This is a genomic window from Streptomyces sp. NRRL F-5755, assembly GCF_001279365.1.
GTDB lineage: Bacteria > Actinomycetota > Actinomycetes > Streptomycetales > Streptomycetaceae > Streptomyces > Streptomyces rimosus.
Map to the genome: position 1 here is coordinate 1 of NZ_LGCW01000039.1, position 16,678 is coordinate 16,678.

Consider the following 16,678-nt stretch of genomic DNA (forward strand, 5'->3'; position numbering starts at 1 on the left):
GGCACCCCGCCGGCAGCCCCCCCCCGCCCGGCCCCCCCTGCCTCCCCCTCCGCCGCCTCCCCCTCCGACACCAACGCGGCCCGCAACGCGAGCACGGGGGGAAACGCGGCCCCCCCAGGCGCCACAGCCCCCCCGGCCACCGACGACCTGCCCTCCCGCCTCGCCCGCTGGACCCTCGCCGAGGCCGAACTCCTCGGCATCACCGGCCGCGGCGCCCTGGCCAACCACGCCCGCGCTCTCCTGGGCACCGAATCCGCAGCCCCGGCAGACTCCAAGACCACGAACACCAAGCCCGCCGGCACAACCGACCCCGCAGCCGACCCCGCAGCCGTACAGGCCCGACGAGCCGCCCAAGCCGCCGCCCTCCTCGCCCCCCTCCTCCCCGAACCCCTCGACCACGTCCTCCTCCAGGCCGACCTGACCGCCGTGGCCCCCGGCCCGCTGGAGCGCCCGCTCGCCGACGCGCTCGGCGTCCTCGCCGACGTCGAGTCCAAGGGCGGCGCCACGGTCTACCGCTTCACCCCCGCCTCCGTACGCCGCGCCCTGGACGCCGGCCGGTCCGCCGCCGAGCTGCAGACCTTCCTCGCCACCCACTCCCGCACGCCGGTGCCGCAGCCGCTCGCCTACCTCATCGACGATGTGGCGCGGCGCCACGGCCGGCTCCGCGTCGGCGCGGCCTCGGCGTACGTACGCTGCGACGACGACGCGCTGCTCACCGAGATCCTCGCCGACCGCCGCGCCGTCGCCCTGCGCCTGCGCCGGCTCGCACCGACCGTGCTGGCCTCGGCCGCGCCGCCCGACCAGCTCCTGGAAGTCCTCCGTGCGATGGGGTACGCCCCCGCCGCGGAATCCGCCGAGGGCGACGTCCTGATCGCCCGCCCGGACGCCTACCGCACCCCGCCGCGCACCGCGCCGACCCCGGTCCCCGACGGCCCGCCCGAGCCCGCGGGCACCCTCCTGGAAGCGGCGGTCCGCGCCATCCGCGCCGGCGACCTGGCCGCCACCGCCGAACGCAAGCCGGTACGCGCCCCCGCCGCCCCGGCCCCCGGCGGCCTCCCCCGCACCACCTCGGCCGAGACCCTGGCCACCATGCAGGCCGCCGTCCTGACCAACGCCACCCTGTGGATCGGCTACGTCAACGCCGACGGCGCCGCCAGCCAGCGCGTGATCGCCCCGGTCCGCGTCGAGGGCGGCTTCGTCACCGCCTACGACCACACCGCCGACGAGGTCCGCACGTTCCCCCTGCACCGCATCACGGGCGTCGCGGAACTGGCCGACGAGACGGCGTCCTGAACCGCCCGCGCCCGCTCACCCGGCCGCCGGCCCACCCTTGGCGCCGTACCGCAACCCGTCCACCAGCAGCGCCACCATCCGCCGCGTATGGCCGCTCTCGTCCTCCTGCGCGGGCAGGGTCAGATTGCGTGTGGCGGTCAGCAGATCCTCGGGATCGACGTCGGGCCGGATCTCCCCGGCACGCACCGCGGCGTCGATGAGCGCGCCGAGGACCGGCATGAACCGCTGGTCGAAGTACGCGGGCAAGGTGTCGTAGGCCGGGTCCCCGGAGTGCAGGGCGGCGCTGAGCCCGCGCTTGGTGGCGATGAAGGCCGTGAAGCGCTGCAACCACCGGCAGAGCGCTTCGGCCGGCCCGTACTGCGCCGCAAGGTCGGAGGCGGCATCGGCACAGGCATCGACCTCGTGCCGGAAAACCGCCGCAATAAGATCCGACCGCTGCGGAAAGTGCCGGTAGAGCGTCCCGGCCCCCACTCCCGCCCGCGCGGTGATCTGCCGCACGGGCGCGTCCACTCCCGAGGTCGCGAAGATCTCCGCAGCCGCGGTGAGCAGCGCATCCAGATTGCGCCGCACATCAGCACGCACGCGCTTGGGGCCCTCCCCACCCGCCGCATCCGCACCGGCTTCCCGGCTCGTGTTGTCGCTCACGGGGTCCCCTCTTGCTGGAACGGGCAGGGGCCATCGTACGAGGAGACGCAAGGAGTGCCGCTCAGTTGGCCATACTGGCGTCAAGGCCAGAGTCGGCCCGCGCTAACCTCCCGGTGCCAGGACCGCACGGCGTCTGCTTGACAAGGCTTTCCGCAAATCCATGGTCGCACGCGCTGTGATGAGCGATCCTTGCCCTTGGGGAGGGAAAGTGGGCAAAGCGTCGAAGAAGAAACAAAAGCAGCGGGCGCGGACGGCGCCCCCGGCGGCCTCGGCCGCCCCGGTCGAAGTCATGGATGACGGTGACCCGCAAGCGCTCGGTGAAGCAGCGCTCAACCGGCTGCTCCGCTTGAACGTACCGGGAAAGGTGAGCCTGGCCGGTGCCTACGCGCTTGGATATGGGGCGCTGGGGTACGCGCAGCAGGAGGGGACCGATCCGCACTGGTATCAGGAAATCGACCCGTTGGACGCGCTGTTCCTGGGGACAGTATGGCCACAGGAATTCAGTGACGAGCTGCAATTCGCCAACGCGCGTGACGCGTGGCTTCGCCTCATACGAGGCACGGTGCACGAGAAGGGCGTCCGGTGCTTCGTACGTGAAGCCTTATCTGCAAGCAAGGAACTGGGGAGGCCGGTAGATGACGGGAAGTTGATGCTGGCGCTCACCGGCCGACTCGAAGCGGCCGGTCTCGACCAGCGTCGTCTGCCCCGACGACTGCTGCCCGAGATTGCCCTTCAAGCTTGCCGCGCGGTCGTGGGCCCCTCCCCGGAACTACAGCTCCCCGACCCGCCGGCGGGCGCGAAGGAACAGGTAAGACGGTTCCGGGAAGAGACGGACGAGGGATGGCCGGCCGACGGCACACCTCAAGACGTGCTCAGCGACGGGCTGTGCCGGTTCCGCGACGCCGGGTGGCCGGTGGAAGAGGAATCCGTGATGCTGCTGCCGGCCTTGTACGCAGCGCTCATGGCCAAGCCCGGCGAGCCGCTTGAGAACTTGGTCCCCCACGCCTGCGCGTGGGCTCTCTCCGTGGACGAGGCATCGGCGCTGATACCGGTGCTTGACGTTCTGCTTGTCGCCCCTCAGCTGGGTATGACCGTAGCCGATACGCTCGGGCGTCTCTTCGCCGTGCCTGCGTTCACCGAGCCGATCCCTTCGGACGCCTTGCTATGGACCAGTTCTCCTGGCCTAGCCCTGCCGCGGCTGGCCTTTGAGATGGGCGTCCCCGAGGTGACCACACTTGAGAATGTGATCACCCCGGACATGCTGGACTGGGCGGGAAAGCACGCCAGAATGCGTCTGAGCGCCGCCGCTCACGCGGATGACACCAATCCCGAGGAGACGGACAGTACCGACGGCACGGCCGACTCGCAGGGGAAGCCGGAAGAACAATGGGCCGACCGGCGTGAAGTCGTACGCAAGGCAGTCCTGCGTAAAGTTCGCAAGAAGTCCGGCGGATCATCAGCCATGCACCGGAGCTCGGACCATCCCGTCGAACGTATATGGGACGCAGACGGCAGCTCCGTGATCCGGTACTCGGCCGACACCGCACGCGGCCAGGCGTTGCACGAGTCCCTGGAAAGCCAGCTGGAAGCGTTCAGGGAAAAATTCGGCCGTGAGCCGGAGCCGGGTGAACCATTGTTCTTCGACCCTGACGCCGACGAGCCCACCCAGCTCACGAGGGACTATTTCGACGATCTGCTACTGGATATGGCCGAGCGCGCGGCAGATATGGGCATCGACCCCGCCTTCCTGCACGCCTGGCGCGAGCTCGGATACGTGGTCACGGAGGAAAACAGGAGCATGTTCACCACCGCTGAGGTGCTCACATACGGCAGAGCCGTCGCTCGCCACCGTCAGGCCGGAAAATGACCGGCAGAACCGAGAACCACATCAGCGGGGGAGTTCTCTTCAGCACCGTTGTTCAAGGGCAGACCGTCAATGTGACCCTTCCGGACCGTCCGGACCCCGCGCTCGCCGGGCTTCCCCGGCGGTCGGCGAACTTCGCAGGTCGCCGCAGCCAGCTGGATCAGATTCTGGCGGCCCTGGCACCGGCAGCGCCCGAGGAGACGGCCGGCACCGTGGCCGTGTCCGGTCTCGCCGGAACAGGAAAGACCGAACTTGTGCTGCAGGCCGCCCACCGAGCACTCATGGAAGAGAACTGGTTCCCGGGCGGAGTCCTGTTCGTCGATCTGCACGGCTACGACGCGAAGCGCAAGGTATCTCCGAAGCGGGCGCTCGGTACCCTTCTACGGGCACTGGGCGTTCCACCGAAGCATATTCCTCCCCGAGCCGAGGAACGCGCGCACGTCTACCGTTCCGCGCTCAGTACGCTGGCCGCCGCCGGAAAAAGGATTTTGGTAGTTCTGGACGACGTACCGGCCACCGACAAGGTCCGTCTTCTTCTACCGAGTGACGGGACCACGATCACCCTTTTGTCCGCACGGCACTCCGTCGCGGAACTGGACGCCCTGACGCTGACCTTGCGCGAACTGCCTGCCGATGAAGGCCGGGAGTTGCTGGACAACGCCATTCGCACGGCTCGCCCCGAAGACACACGGGTGACGGCAGAAATCGGCGAAGCCGACCGGCTCGTCGCCCTGTGCGGCGGTCTGCCCTTGGCCCTGCGCATACTGGCGTCCCTGCTCGTGGACATACCCACCCGTCCCTTGTCCCACCTCTGCCAGAACCTTGCTGATGCGCATTCCCGGCTCTCCGCGCTGAGCCGGGAGGAACGCGCCGTGACGGCGGCCTTCGAGTTGTCCTACCGAAGGCTCACCGAAGACCAGGCCAAAGTCTTCCGGCTGGTTTCCCTGCTTCCCGGGCCGGATTTCTCCACCGAGTCCCTGGCCCATTTGTACGGCGAGAGCGCCAAGGAAACCGAACGGCTGCTGCTGGACCTGACCCGTCGACACCTGGTCGAGCCACGGGAACCATACGGCCGCTGGCAGCAGCACAGTCTCGTACGCCTCTACTCCTGGGCGCAGCTCCGGTCGTGCAACGACTCCTGGGGCGAAGGCCTCGTACGTCTGCTCGTTCATTTCCATGAAAAGGCGACGCAGGCGTGTGAAACACTTCTCACTTCGGCGACACGGCACCTCTCAGATAATTCCTCCTTCCCCGACCGGACCGCGGCACTGCAGTGGCTGGAAGCCGAGCGGCACACTTTGGCCGCAGCTGTCATTTGGGCTCACGAGGCCGACGACGACACAATGTGTGTTGCGTTGGTGGTTCCTGTATCGCAGTTCCTTGTGGAGATGCACTATCCCGAGGATGCCAGGTGTGTACTGGCCGCGGGTATCCGGTCCAGCCGAAGGCGCGCGGACAGATTTCGTGAGGCGGCATTGCTGAGCTCCCTCGGTGTGGTGCTTCGGGATATGCGCAAGCTACGCAAATCCGTTCGCGCTCATCGGCGGGCCATCGAGATCTGCCGAACGCTGAAGAAGCGACATGCTCTGGCCGGCGCGTTGAACAACTTTGGGATCTCACTCCATGACCAACGCAAGTTCTCGCGGGCCGTGGCAGCGCATACAGAAGCCGCGGAGCTGTTCAAACGTGCCGGTGATCGGGGCGGAGTAGCACGCGCACTGAGCAATACCGGTGAAACACTGAATGAACTGGGCCGTACGGAGGAAGCCTCCCGAATCCTCCGCAAGGCAGCGAAGGCCTTCCGGAAACAGGGAAATTTGCGGGGGTATGCCCAGGCGTTGGGCAGTCTCGCCACAGCGACACGCAACGACGGACAGGCCGAGCGCGCCGTGGAACTGCACAAACGCGCGCTCGATATTACTGATGGGTTGGTGATTCCCCATGAGAGGGCAGTCGAGCTGTCCAACTACGCCGGTACGCTGACTGCTTCCGGAGAGTTCAAAGCTGCTCTCACAGCGCAGCAAGAGGCGCTGGATATCTTCCGGCGGCTCAACGACCGCCGCGGTGAGGCGATGACCTTGGGCAACATGGCTCACGTCCACCAGAAGCAGGGAAAATGGAGCAAGGCTGTGCGGCTGCACACCCTCGCCATGGAAGCGTTCTTCGAGGCCAAGGACGATCATGGCTTGGCCACCGAGCTGACGCATCTCTCCTGCGCCCTTCTCCAGCAAGGCTGCAATACGGAAGCGCTCAAGAACCTGGAACTCGCAGCAGAGCTTTTTCACCAGGCCGGCGACAGCAAGCGGACCGACGAGACGCTTGAACTCGTCGACCAGGTGCGAAGGCGGGCCGGAACCGGCTTGCGCCCCGTGGAGACCCGGATGTGATCGCTCGCGCATGCGGCACACTGGACGTTTGGCCGTACGGACGGCCGGGTGCCGGGGCCGCGGAGGCGGGCGGCCCGGCGCAGGTGACGCGAAAGGCGAGGCGCGTGAACGGACCTCTCATCGTCCAGAGCGACAAGACGCTGCTGCTGGAAGTCGACCACGAGCAGGCGGAGGCGTGCCGGCGGGCCATCGCGCCGTTTGCCGAGCTGGAGCGGGCGCCCGAGCACATGCACACGTACCGGGTGACGCCGCTCGGGCTGTGGAACGCGCGGGCCGCCGGGCACGACGCGGAGCAGGTCGTGGACGCGCTGGTGCAGTTCTCGCGGTATCCGGTGCCGCACGCGCTGCTGGTGGACATCGCCGAGACGATGTCGCGGTACGGGCGGCTGACGCTGTCCAAGCACCCGGCGCACGGGCTGGTGCTGACCACCACCGACTGGCCGGTGCTGGAGGAGGTCCTGCGGTCGAAGAAGGTGGCGCCGCTGGTGGGGGCGCGGCTGGATCCGGACACGGTGGTGGTGCACCCCTCCGAGCGGGGGCAGATCAAGCAGACGCTGCTCAAGCTGGGCTGGCCAGCGGAGGACCTGGCCGGGTATGTGGACGGTGAGGCGCATCCGATCGAGCTGGACGAGTCGGGGTGGGCGCTGCGGCCGTACCAGCAGCAGGCCGTCGAAGGGTTCTGGCACGGCGGTTCGGGTGTCGTCGTGCTGCCCTGTGGTGCGGGGAAGACGCTGGTGGGGGCCGGGGCCATGGCGCGGGCCAAGGCGACCACGCTGATCCTGGTGACCAACACCGTCTCGGCGCGGCAGTGGAAGCACGAGCTGGTCAAGCGGACCTCGCTGACGGAGGACGAGGTCGGCGAGTACAGCGGTACGAAGAAGGAGATCCGGCCGGTCACCATCGCCACGTACCAGGTGCTGACGACCAAGCGGAAGGGCGTCTACCCGCACCTGGAGCTGTTCGACTCGCGGGACTGGGGGCTGATCGTCTACGACGAGGTGCACCTGCTGCCCGCGCCGGTCTTCAAGTTCACGGCCGATCTCCAGGCGCGGCGGCGGCTGGGGCTGACCGCGACGCTCGTACGCGAGGACGGGCGCGAGTCGGACGTCTTCTCGCTGATCGGGCCGAAGCGTTTCGACGCGCCGTGGAAGGAGATCGAGGCGCAGGGGTACATCGCGCCGGCGGACTGTGTCGAGGTGCGGGTCAATCTGACGGACTCGGAGCGGCTGGCGTACGCGACGGCCGAGGCCGAGGAGAAGTACCGGTACTGCGCGACGACGGCCAGCAAGCAGAGCGTGACCGAGGCGCTGGTGCGGCGGCACAAGGGCGAGCAGACGCTGGTCATCGGGCAGTACATCGACCAGCTCGACGAGCTGGGCGAGCATCTGGGCGCCCCGGTGATCAAGGGCGAGACGACCAACGCGCAGCGCGAGAAGCTCTTCGACGCGTTCCGGGAGGGCGAGATCTCCGTACTGGTCGTCTCCAAGGTCGCGAACTTCTCGATCGACCTGCCGGAGGCGACGGTCGCGATCCAGGTGTCGGGCACGTTCGGGTCCCGGCAGGAGGAGGCGCAGCGGCTGGGGCGGGTGCTGCGGCCCAAGGCGGACGGGCACGAGGCGCGGTTCTACTCGGTCGTCGCCCGCGACACCGTCGACCAGGACTTCGCGGCGCACCGGCAGCGCTTCCTGGCGGAGCAGGGGTACGCGTACCGGATCGTGGACGCGACGGAGTTGCTGGCGGAGGGCTGAGGGGTGAGGGGGGACGCGTAACCGGTCGGTCCCGGCCGGGCGGTCGCGCGTCAGCGTTCGGGGATGCGGGTGCTCAGTTCGCGGGCCGGGCGGGAGGCGCGCGGCAGCGGGAAGGGGCGGCGGGCCAGGGCGGCGGGCGGTCCGGCCGGGGTACGGCGGCTCCACCAGGCGACCGCCGCCAGCAGCGCCAGCCCCAGCAGCGGGTACGGGGCCGCGAGCGGCTGCTGCCACCAGGGCAGCTTCAGGTCGAGGTCGCCCTGGTGCGGCACCGCCCACATCGTGCGGGCCGTGAAGGCGACCGCCACGGCCGCGAGCAGGACGCGGCGCCACCGTACGCCGCGGGTGTGCGCCCCGAGGGCGACCAGCAGCGGCACGCACCACACCCAGTGGTGGGACCAGCTGATCGGCGAGACGAGCAGCGCCGTCACGGCGGTGCACAGCACGCCCCAGGAGTCCAGGCCGCGCCGCAGGTAGACCCGGCGGGCGACGAGGAGTCCGGCCATGCCGGCCGCCAGTGCCAGGGCCGCCCACAGCAGGCCCGGCTCGGGGGTGTGCAGGACCCGGGTCAGCAGGCCCTGGAGGGACTGGTTGTCGACGATCCACGCCTTGCCGACCCGGCCGGTCTCGAACATCCGCCGCGTCCAGAACTCCACGCTCGCGTCCGGCAGCACCAGCAGCCCGAGCAGGACGGAGACCGCGAACCCGGCCAGGGCGGTGCAGGCGGCGCGCACCCGGCCGGTGATCAGCAGGTAGACGGCGAAGACCGCGGGGGTGAGCTTGACGCCGGTCGCGATGCCGATGGCGAAGCCCTTGAGGCGGGCGCCGTCCGGGCGGGCCAGGTCCCACAGGACGAGGCAGGTGAGGGCGAGGTTGATCTGCCCGAACACGAGGGTCTGGAAGACCGGTTCGAGCCAGAGGGCGAGTGCGGTCGCGGCGAGCACGGCCGGCAGGGTCCGCGCGGCGCTCAGCCGGGCCGTGCCCCTGGGGTCGGTGGTGCCGGTGGTGTACGCGGCCTTGTACGACAGGTGCAGCAGCACCGGGATGAGGGCGACGTTGACGAGGACGGAGGCGACCTTGAGGGCGCCGAGCGGGAGCCAGGTCGTCGGGATGAACAGCAGGGCGGCGAAGGGCGGGTAGGTCGCGGGCAGCTTCCACTCGGTGACGGTGAAGCCGTACAGATCGCCGCCGCTCGCCGCGGCCTCACCTTCGGCGCGGTAGACCGCTATGTCGGACATGGACAGCGGGACCAGCCGGAACACGACGGCCAGCGCGCTCGCGGAGACCACCAGCAGCAGTACGGCGGCGAGCGTCTTCCTGTCGGGGCGCGTGATGTGGCGCACCCACGGCCGCCTGTGCGGTACCGATCGCGTCCCCTCGGCGGCAGACACTTGTTTGGCCCCTCCTCGTCGCCGAACGCACGCTGTCTGCGGTGACGCTAGTCGATCGAGACCGACTGTTTGTAACGGTTTCCGGTCATCCGGTTGCTGAACGGGGTCGAGCGAGGGTCGGAACGGTGGGCGGGACGGGGCGGCGGATCAGTCGTCCGCGTACTCCCCGAGGAGGACGACGCTGACCGCGGCGGCGGCGAAGACCTTCACCGCGCGGAAGACGTTGCCGGCTATGTGACGCTCGTGGGAGCGCGGCGCGCGGTCGGCGGTGTCCTGGCCGAGGGCGGTGGCGCCGTGGGTCGGGTGCAGGGTGCCTGGGGTGATGGTTGCGCTGCTCATGTCCTCCATCATGGTTTTCCCGGCGGCCCCGCACATCGGCCCACGGGCCCATCCCTGCCCGGCCTTTGGTCAGTCCGTGGTGCCATGCCGACCCCTACGGGAGATGGAGGCCGCCGGGCCGAAGGATCAGGGTCGGCGGGCGGAACGGTCAGGGGCGGCAGCGCGTACGCCGTCCGCCCCGTCCCCCGGCAGGACGTCCGCCGCTCGAAATTCGTTGGCGCCCCTAAAACCTGCTGGCTACAATCGCCGGTCTTCCCGCCTCCCTCAGCGGAGCGCCACCGGCCGCACGGAAACCGGCCGGCTTCCCGTGCCACGCAGCCGCATACGTCACCCCAGGCTACGTCCGCCAGTCAGGCCCGTACGTAGCCGGACCCGCCGGAGGCAACACCGTGCCCACGCACGCCCATGACCACGCGCACGACCAACAGGACCCCCTGGAGCGCGAGCGCGCCCACCTCGCCGCGTCCCGGGCGGCGCTGCGCGCCATGCGCCGGGACGCCGAGGCGCTCAACATCGCGGACGTCACCGCGAACTGGGTCAACGCCGAAGTGCTCCAGGGCGAGGTGGAGGCCCGCATCAAGGCGCTCGCCGACCTGTCCGGCACCCCGCTCTTCTTCGGCCGCCTGGACTACCTGCACGCGCCGGGCACGGACCTGGCCGAGGGCGCGGCGGGCGAGAACTTCTACATCGGCCGCCGACACGTCCACGACGCCGACGGCGACCCGATGGTCATCGACTGGCGCGCGCCGGTCTCCCAGCCGTTCTACCGGGCCTCTAAGAAGGACCCGATGGACCTCGGGCTGCGCCGCCGCTTCGGTTACACGGGCGGGCAGCTGACCGCGTACGAGGACGAGCACCTGACCGACCCGGCGGAGGCCGAGCAGCACAGCAAGCTGCTCCAGGCCGAGATCGAACGGCCCCGTGTGGGCCCGATGCGCGACATCGTCGCGACGATCCAGCCGGAGCAGGACGAGATCGTGCGCGCCGGGATCGGCGGCACGGTGTGCGTGCAGGGGGCGCCGGGCACCGGCAAGACCGCGGTGGGCCTGCACCGCGTCGCGTACCTGCTGTACGCGCACCGCGAGCGCCTCGCCCGCTCCGGCACCCTCGTCATCGGCCCGAACCGCTCGTTCCTGCACTACATCGAGCAGGTGCTGCCCGCGCTGGGCGAGCTGGAGGTCAAGCAGGCCACGGTCGACGACCTGGTGGCGCACGTCGAGGTACGGGGCGCGGACGACGCCGCGGCGGCGACGGTCAAGGGCGACGCGCGGCTCGCGGAGGTGCTGCGGCGGGCGGTGTGGTCGCACGTGCGCAAGCCGGAGGAGGCGTGCGTGGTGGTGCGCGGTTCCCGGCGCTGGCGGGTGCCCGCGTACGAGATCGAGGAGATCGTCGACGAGCTGCTGCGCCGTGACATCCGGTACGGCGCGGCCAGGGAGGCCCTGCCGCAGCGGATCGCGCACGCGGTGCTCGTACGGATGGAGCAGGCGGGCGAGGCGCCGGACGACCGGGTGCAGGACGCGGTGGCGCGCAACGCGGCGGTCAAGGCCGTGGTCAAGGAGGTCTGGCCGCCGGTGGACCCGGCCAAGCTGGTGCTGCGGCTGCTGGGCGACGCGGAGTTCCTGGCGGAGCAGGCGGCGGGCATCCTGACGCCGGAGGAGCAGAAGTCGATCCTGTGGGCGAAACCGGCCCGCAGTGTGAAGAGCGCCAAGTGGTCGGCGGCGGACGCGGTGCTGATCGACGAGGCGGCGGACCTGGTCTCCCGTACGCACTCCCTGGGCCACGTGGTGCTGGACGAGGCGCAGGATCTGTCACCGATGCAGTACCGGGCGGTGGGCCGCCGCTGTTCGACCGGTTCGGCGACGATCCTGGGCGATATCGCGCAGGGCACCACGCCGTGGTCGACCGACACGTGGGAGGAGGCGCTGGCCCACCTGGGCAAGCCGGGCGCCGCCATCGAGGAGCTGACGCTGGGCTTCCGGGTGCCGCGCGAGGTGATCGCGTACGCCTCGCGGCTGCTGCCCGCGATCGCCCCCGACCTGGCCGAGGCCACCTCCATCCGCGACGCGGCGGGCGACTTCGCGATCCGGCGGGTGCCGGCGGCGGAGCTGGACGCGGCGGTCATCGCCGCCTGCCAGGAGGCACTGGCCAAGGAAGGATCGATCGGCCTGATCGCGGCCGACGCCCGGCTGCCCGCGCTGCGCACGGCGCTGGACGCGGCGGGCCTGGCCGTCCTGTCCCCGGGCGAGGAGACCTCGGCGGAGGCGCGGCTGACCCTGGTCCCCGCCACCCTCGCCAAGGGCCTCGAATACGACTACGTCGTGCTGGACGAGCCCGCCGCGATCGTCGACGGCGAACCGGACGAGCGCACCGGCCTGCGCCGCCTGTACGTCTGCCTGACCCGGCCGGTGTCCGGGCTGACGGTGGTGCACGCGGCCGGCCTGCCGGAGCGGCTCGGGTAAGCCTGCGGGCCCGTACCGGATGCGGTACGGGCCCGTGCCGTAAGCCGCAGAGACACGCCGTAGAGGCACGTCCCGTATGCCGTACAGGCACGTGCCGTAAGCCGTACAGGCCCGCCCCGCGCTCCGTTAAACCGGCACGCCCTCCAGCGCCCCCCGCCACTCCGCCACCGCGGCCGGGTCCACCGGGGCCTCCCAGCCGGACGGGCGGGCCGCGCCGCCGATGTGGAAGGCGTCCACGCCGGCCGCCTGGAGTTCCGGGAGGTGGGCGAGGACCAGGCCGCCGCCGACCAGGAGCCGCGGCTCGTAGCCGGGCTCGCCGTCCGCCGTACGGGCCCGCTCGGCCAGCAGGGTGGGCAGGCCGTCGGCGACGCCCGCGGGCGAGCCCGCCGTCAGGTACGTGTCCAGGCCGGGCAGCCCGGCCAGTTCCTTGCGCAGCGCGGCGCGGTCGGCGGCCCGGTCGATGGCCCGGTGGAACGTCCACCGGCAGCCCTCGACGGCCCCGGCCAGCGCGCGGACGGCCGCCAGGTCGGGCCGCCCGTCCGCGTCGAGGAAGCCGAAGACGAACTCCTCCGCGCCCTCGGCCCGCAGCGCGGCGGCCGACGCGCACAGCGCGTCCACCTCGCCGGCCGCGAACCCGTCGGCGGCGCGCAGCATCACCCGCACCGGGATGCCGACGGCCGCCCGGACCGCCGCGAAGGTACGCGGCGTGGGGGTGAGGCCGTCGGCGGCCATGTCGCTGACGAGTTCGAGGCGGTCGGCGCCGCCGGCCGCGGCGGCCACCGCGTCCGCGGCGTCGAGCGCGATCACCTCCAGGAGTGCGCGCTTGGTCATGGGTCCCCATTCCTTCGACGTGACGACTTCACGTGACGACTGCAGCAGGACGAGACGGGATGCCGACACGGACAGCGAGAGGACGACAGGTCTAGTCCAATATCCAGAGTACGGGCCGACCCGCCCCCGTGGTCCACAACGCCCCGCTACTCGACCTGAAACTCCCTCTTGACCGCCGCGCGGGCACAATGGCCCGTATGGCTCGCACCACACCTCCGCCCGGCTCGGCGTACACCCACTTCGGTGGCGGCGCCGATCCGTTCCCGGACCTGCACCACCGCTGGGCCGCCGCCGTCGCCGGGGCCCGGGGCGGCAGCGGCTCGGCGCACCCGGACCCGGCCCCCTACGCGGACAACCTGCTCTCCCGCTGGTCGGAGCCGCAGCGCCGCTACCACACCACCGCTCACCTGATCGCCGTCCTGGACCGCGTCGACGAGCTGGCGGTGCACGCGACGGACCTGGACGCCGGGGTGCCCGTGGACTGGGACGCCGTCCGGCTGGCCGTGTGGTTCCACGACGCCGTCTACCGGCCCGAGCGCTCCGAGAACGAGGAGCGCAGCGCGGCGCTCGCCGAGCGCGCCCTGCCGGAGCTGGGCATCGACGACGCGTGTACCGCCGAGGTCGCCCGGCTGGTCCGCCTCACCACGAGCCACGACCCGGCGCCCGACGACCACAACGGCGCGGCCCTGTGCGACGCGGACCTGGCGGTCCTGGCGAGCGCGCCCGAGCAGTACGCGGCCTATGCCGCCGCCGTCCGCGAGGAGTACGCCTTCGTTCCGGACCGGGAGTTCCGCGCCGGGCGCGCGGACATCCTGCGCCGGCTGCTGGACATGGAGAACCTCTTCCGTACGCCGTACGGCAAGCAGCAGTGGGAGCGGGTGGCGCGGCGCAACCTGACCACCGAACTGGAACTGCTCACCGTCGGGTAGCGGCGGCCGGGGCGCCGCCGGTACCCGGGCGCCCCGCGCGGCGCAGGACGCGGCCCTCGGACCGGTACCACTGCAATGCCACGACGGCCGCCAGCGCCAGTTCGACCGCGTCGCCGCCGTAGTACATCACCTGGGACGCCAGGTGCAGGTCGGCGGTGCCGAAGGAGGTGCCGGGCGGGCCCGCCGCGTACAGGGACTTGGCAAGGACGGCGTGCGCCGTACCCCCGATCAGCAGTACGGCGGCCCGCAGGCCGTATCCGGGGCGGTGGCGTACGGGGTCCAGGGCCAGCACGCCGAAGGAGAACAGGACGCCCGCGAGCAGGATGTGGACGTGCACGAGCGTGTTCAGCCAGGGGCTGTGGTGGCTGACGGACAGCAGCGGGGTGCGGTAGAGCAGCCACAGGCCGCCGAAATCGAGCAGGGCGGCCACCGGCGGCAGCGCCGGGGCCGTCGCCCAGCGCGAGCGGGTCAGCGCCACCAGTCCGCGGCGCAGCGGTACCGGCGCGGTGCGCAGGAGCAGCGTCAGCGGGCGGCCGAGCACCAGGAGCAGCGGGGCGAGCATGCCGACGCACAGGTGCGTGAGCATGTGCGCGGTGAACGGCGGCGCGGCGCCCCACGGCTCGGCGACGCCGGCCACCAGCACCGCGCCGCCCGCGCAGAACAGCGCGTCGCGCCCGTACGGCCAGGCGTCGCCGCGGGCCCGCAGCCGGGCCGCGGCGGCCAGGTAGGCGAGGCAGCCGAGGACGGTGGCGGTGGTGACGGCCACCGTGAAGGGCGAGGGCAGGACGGACGTCATCGGGTGCGGGTCGGGGTGCGCGGTTCCGTGCGCGGGGCGGTGCCCGATGGCTTACGGGAGGCGCGCACGAGCAGCAGCGCGCCGATCGCCAACAGGAGTACGGCGATCCCGTTCCACGTCCAGTCGTAGGGCGCCAGGTCCACGCCGTACCGGATCTGGTGGATGCCCAGGCCCTTGTGCTGGAACGTGCCGTCGTAGAGCTGGAAGCCGCCCAGCCCCAGGCACAGCCCGCCCCACCACTTCCGTGGCACCAGCGTCCCGCGGCGCCGCACGTCCGCGTACAGGACCAGGCCGGCCACCATCGCGAGCCAGCTGCCCGCGTGGAACAGCCCGTCGGAGACCAGGCCGACGTCGGTGGTGGACTTGTCGTAGAAGTGATGCCAGTGCAGCAGCTGGTGGAACACCGTCTCGTCGATGAACGCAGCCGTGCCGATCCCCGTGAGTACGCCACTGAGCACCGACCGCATGGGACCTCCTCGCGTCGTGGGCCGGGCGGAGCCGCCGAGGTACCCGCGACCCGGAAGGCGAAACTCCGGGGCGATACGACCCGGCCATACGACCCGGCCATCGGTACGGAACCGGGCGGTACCGGGAAAGGGCAGGGCAGTCCGGGTACGGAACCGGCCGGTACCGTCGCGGGCTTTACAGGGCGGCCGGGAATGTCAGGCGCGTCGGCACTGTTCGTGCGTGACATGCCAGACCATCCCGCTCCCACTCCCGCCCCTGCTTCCCCATCCGCCCCTGCCCGCACCCGTATGCCCCTGGCCGTCTACGTCCTCGGCCTGTCCGTCTTCGCACTCGGAACCAGCGAATTCATGCTGTCGGGCATCCTCCAGCCGCTGGCCCGCGACATGGGGGTGTCCATCCCGCAGGCCGGTCTGCTGGTCTCCGCCTTCGCGATCGGCATGGTCGTCGGCGCGCCGGTGCTCGCCGGAGCCACCCTCCAACTGCCCCGCCGCACCACGTTGATCGGGCTGCTCACGGTCTTCGGACTCGGCCAGGTGGCGGGCGCGGTGGCGCCGTCGTACGGCGTGCTGTTCGTCTCGCGCGTGGTGAGCGCGCTGGCCTGCGCCGGGTTCTGGGCGGTCGGCGCGGCCGTCGCGGTGTCGCTGGTGCCGGTCACGGCGCGGGCCCGGGCGATGGCCGTGATGGTCGGCGGGCTGAGCATCGCCAACATCGCGGGCGTCCCGGCGGGCGCGCTGCTCGGCCAGCACGCGGGCTGGCGGTCGGCGTTCTGGGCCGTGGCGGTCCTGTCGGCGATCGGCCTGATCGGCGTGATCGCGTTGGTGCCCCGTACGGCCGTGCCGACCGGTGACGAGCGCCCCGCGCTCCGCCGCGAACTGAGCATCTACCGGGACAAGCAGGTCTGGCTGGCCCTGATCGGCACCGCGCTGAACGGTGCCGCGGTCTTCGCGCTGTTCTCCTACCTGGCGCCGCTGCTGACCGACACCGCGGGGCTCTCCGAGGGCAGCGTGCCGACCGTGCTGGCGCTGTTCGGCGTGGGCGCGCTGATCGGTACGTTCGTCGGCGGGCGCATCGCGGACGCGCACCCGTTCGGGACGATCCTCGGGGGCATCGGCGCCTCGGCGACCGTGCTGACGCTGCTCGCGCTGACCGCGCACAGCCCCGTCGCCGCCGTCACGCTCTCGCTGCTGCTCGGCGTGACCGCCTTCACCACCGCGCCGGCCCTGAACGCCCGGATGTTCAACGTGGCGCACGCCGCGCCGACGCTGGCCGGGGCGACCACCACGTCCGCCTTCAACATGGGCAACACCGTCGGGCCGTGGCTCGGCGGGCTCGTCATCGGTGCGGGCTGGGGCTACCCGGCGGTCGCCTGGACGGGCGCGCTGCTCGCGGCGCTGGGCGTCGCCACCACGGTCGTGGCCCTGCGGCTGCACCGCACGCGGAGCGCTTCCCGCCTGGTGGCCTCCTCGGAGGACGCGCGGCGCGCACCGGTCGAGGCGTCGGACCGGGTCTGACCCCCAGGGGCCTCCCCCGA

13 protein-coding genes are annotated in these 16,678 nt (G+C 71.4%); 7 read left to right on the plus strand and 6 right to left on the minus strand.

What is annotated here, in order from left to right; genetic code table 11:
- Positions 1-1,293, plus strand: a 1,293-nt coding sequence (locus ADK86_RS06930; RefSeq protein WP_234345739.1) for a helicase-associated domain-containing protein, incomplete at its 5' end; no start/stop codon positions are given.
- 15 nt (positions 1,294-1,308) lie between these two features.
- Here the strand turns inward: ADK86_RS06930 and ADK86_RS06935 are convergent.
- Positions 1,309-1,938, minus strand: a complete 630-nt coding sequence (locus tag ADK86_RS06935) for a TetR/AcrR family transcriptional regulator (protein WP_053695786.1) — start codon at positions 1,936-1,938, stop codon at positions 1,309-1,311.
- 208 nt (positions 1,939-2,146) lie between these two features.
- Here ADK86_RS06935 and ADK86_RS06940 point away from each other — a divergent pair, with 208 nt between their 5' ends.
- The 3 genes from ADK86_RS06940 to ADK86_RS06950 all read left to right on the plus strand — a co-directional run bounded on the left by ADK86_RS06940 (position 2,147) and on the right by ADK86_RS06950 (position 7,937).
- Positions 2,147-3,805: a hypothetical protein gene (locus ADK86_RS06940; RefSeq protein ID WP_159393790.1), complete on the plus strand. Its 1,659-nt coding sequence runs from the start codon at positions 2,147-2,149 to the stop codon at positions 3,803-3,805.
- Positions 3,802-6,189 carry a tetratricopeptide repeat protein gene (locus ADK86_RS06945; RefSeq protein WP_053695788.1) on the plus strand — a complete coding sequence of 796 codons (2,388 nt, stop codon included), beginning with the start codon at positions 3,802-3,804 and terminating at the stop codon, positions 6,187-6,189. Before ADK86_RS06940 ends, ADK86_RS06945 begins: the two co-directional genes overlap by 4 nt.
- 104 nt (positions 6,190-6,293) lie before the next feature.
- Positions 6,294-7,937 (plus strand): DNA repair helicase XPB, encoded by a 1,644-nt coding sequence (locus tag ADK86_RS06950; RefSeq protein ID WP_053695789.1) that lies wholly within the window; start codon positions 6,294-6,296, stop codon positions 7,935-7,937.
- Positions 7,938-7,987: 50 nt separating this feature from the next.
- Here the strand turns inward: ADK86_RS06950 and ADK86_RS06955 are convergent, their stop codons facing one another.
- Both ADK86_RS06955 and ADK86_RS06960 read right to left on the minus strand, forming a co-directional pair.
- Positions 7,988-9,277: a glycosyltransferase 87 family protein gene (locus ADK86_RS06955; RefSeq protein ID WP_078951883.1), complete on the minus strand. Its 1,290-nt coding sequence runs from the start codon at positions 9,275-9,277 to the stop codon at positions 7,988-7,990.
- A 195-nt stretch (positions 9,278-9,472) separates the two neighbouring features.
- Positions 9,473-9,664, minus strand: coding sequence for a hypothetical protein (locus ADK86_RS06960; RefSeq protein WP_030179948.1), 192 nt, complete (start codon positions 9,662-9,664; stop codon positions 9,473-9,475).
- Between the two features lie 389 nt (positions 9,665-10,053).
- On the opposite strand from ADK86_RS06960, the gene ADK86_RS06965 reads away from it, so the two are divergent.
- Entirely contained in the window at positions 10,054-12,123 is a 2,070-nt protein-coding gene (locus ADK86_RS06965) for a HelD family protein (protein WP_053695791.1), read from the plus strand.
- Between the two features lie 126 nt (positions 12,124-12,249).
- Here ADK86_RS06965 and ADK86_RS06970 read toward each other — a convergent pair whose 3' ends face one another.
- Positions 12,250-12,954 carry a copper homeostasis protein CutC gene (locus ADK86_RS06970; RefSeq protein WP_053695792.1) on the minus strand — a complete coding sequence of 235 codons (705 nt, stop codon included), beginning with the start codon at positions 12,952-12,954 and terminating at the stop codon, positions 12,250-12,252.
- Between the two features lie 197 nt (positions 12,955-13,151).
- Here ADK86_RS06970 and ADK86_RS06975 point away from each other — a divergent pair, with 197 nt between their 5' ends.
- Complete coding sequence (locus tag ADK86_RS06975) at positions 13,152-13,883, plus strand: hypothetical protein (protein ID WP_234345740.1); 732 nt, start codon at positions 13,152-13,154, stop codon at positions 13,881-13,883.
- Here the strand turns inward: ADK86_RS06975 and ADK86_RS06980 are convergent.
- Both ADK86_RS06980 and ADK86_RS06985 read right to left on the minus strand, forming a co-directional pair.
- The gene (locus tag ADK86_RS06980; RefSeq protein ID WP_053695793.1) at positions 13,870-14,679 is read right to left on the minus strand and encodes a cytochrome c oxidase assembly protein; all 810 of its coding nucleotides are present in this window, start codon (positions 14,677-14,679) and stop codon (positions 13,870-13,872) included. The genes ADK86_RS06975 and ADK86_RS06980 overlap by 14 nt on opposite strands.
- On the minus strand, positions 14,676-15,146 hold the full coding sequence (locus ADK86_RS06985) for a DUF2243 domain-containing protein (protein ID WP_030603000.1): 471 nt from the start codon (positions 15,144-15,146) through the stop codon (positions 14,676-14,678). The genes ADK86_RS06980 and ADK86_RS06985 overlap by 4 nt, the downstream gene beginning before the upstream one ends.
- A 288-nt stretch (positions 15,147-15,434) precedes the next feature.
- Here ADK86_RS06985 and ADK86_RS06990 point away from each other — a divergent pair, with 288 nt between their 5' ends.
- Positions 15,435-16,658, plus strand: a complete 1,224-nt coding sequence (locus ADK86_RS06990) for a Cmx/CmrA family chloramphenicol efflux MFS transporter (RefSeq protein WP_053695794.1) — start codon at positions 15,435-15,437, stop codon at positions 16,656-16,658.
- Positions 16,659-16,678 lie beyond the last annotated feature (20 nt).

Excerpts from the sequence above, each read along its gene's own strand:
- ADK86_RS06945 (WP_053695788.1), top strand. The coding sequence starts at position 3,802 with ATGACCGGCAGAACCGAGAACCACATCAGCGGGGGAGTTCTCTTCAGC.
- ADK86_RS06960 (WP_030179948.1), bottom strand. The coding sequence starts at position 9,664 with ATGAGCAGCGCAACCATCACCCCAGGCACCCTGCACCCGACCCACGGC.
- ADK86_RS06970 (WP_053695792.1), bottom strand. The coding sequence starts at position 12,954 with ATGACCAAGCGCGCACTCCTGGAGGTGATCGCGCTCGACGCCGCGGAC.
- ADK86_RS06975 (WP_234345740.1), top strand. The coding sequence starts at position 13,152 with ATGGCTCGCACCACACCTCCGCCCGGCTCGGCGTACACCCACTTCGGT.
- ADK86_RS06980 (WP_053695793.1), bottom strand. The coding sequence starts at position 14,679 with ATGACGTCCGTCCTGCCCTCGCCCTTCACGGTGGCCGTCACCACCGCC.
- ADK86_RS06985 (WP_030603000.1), bottom strand. The coding sequence starts at position 15,146 with ATGCGGTCGGTGCTCAGTGGCGTACTCACGGGGATCGGCACGGCTGCG.
- ADK86_RS06990 (WP_053695794.1), top strand. The coding sequence starts at position 15,435 with ATGCCCCTGGCCGTCTACGTCCTCGGCCTGTCCGTCTTCGCACTCGGA.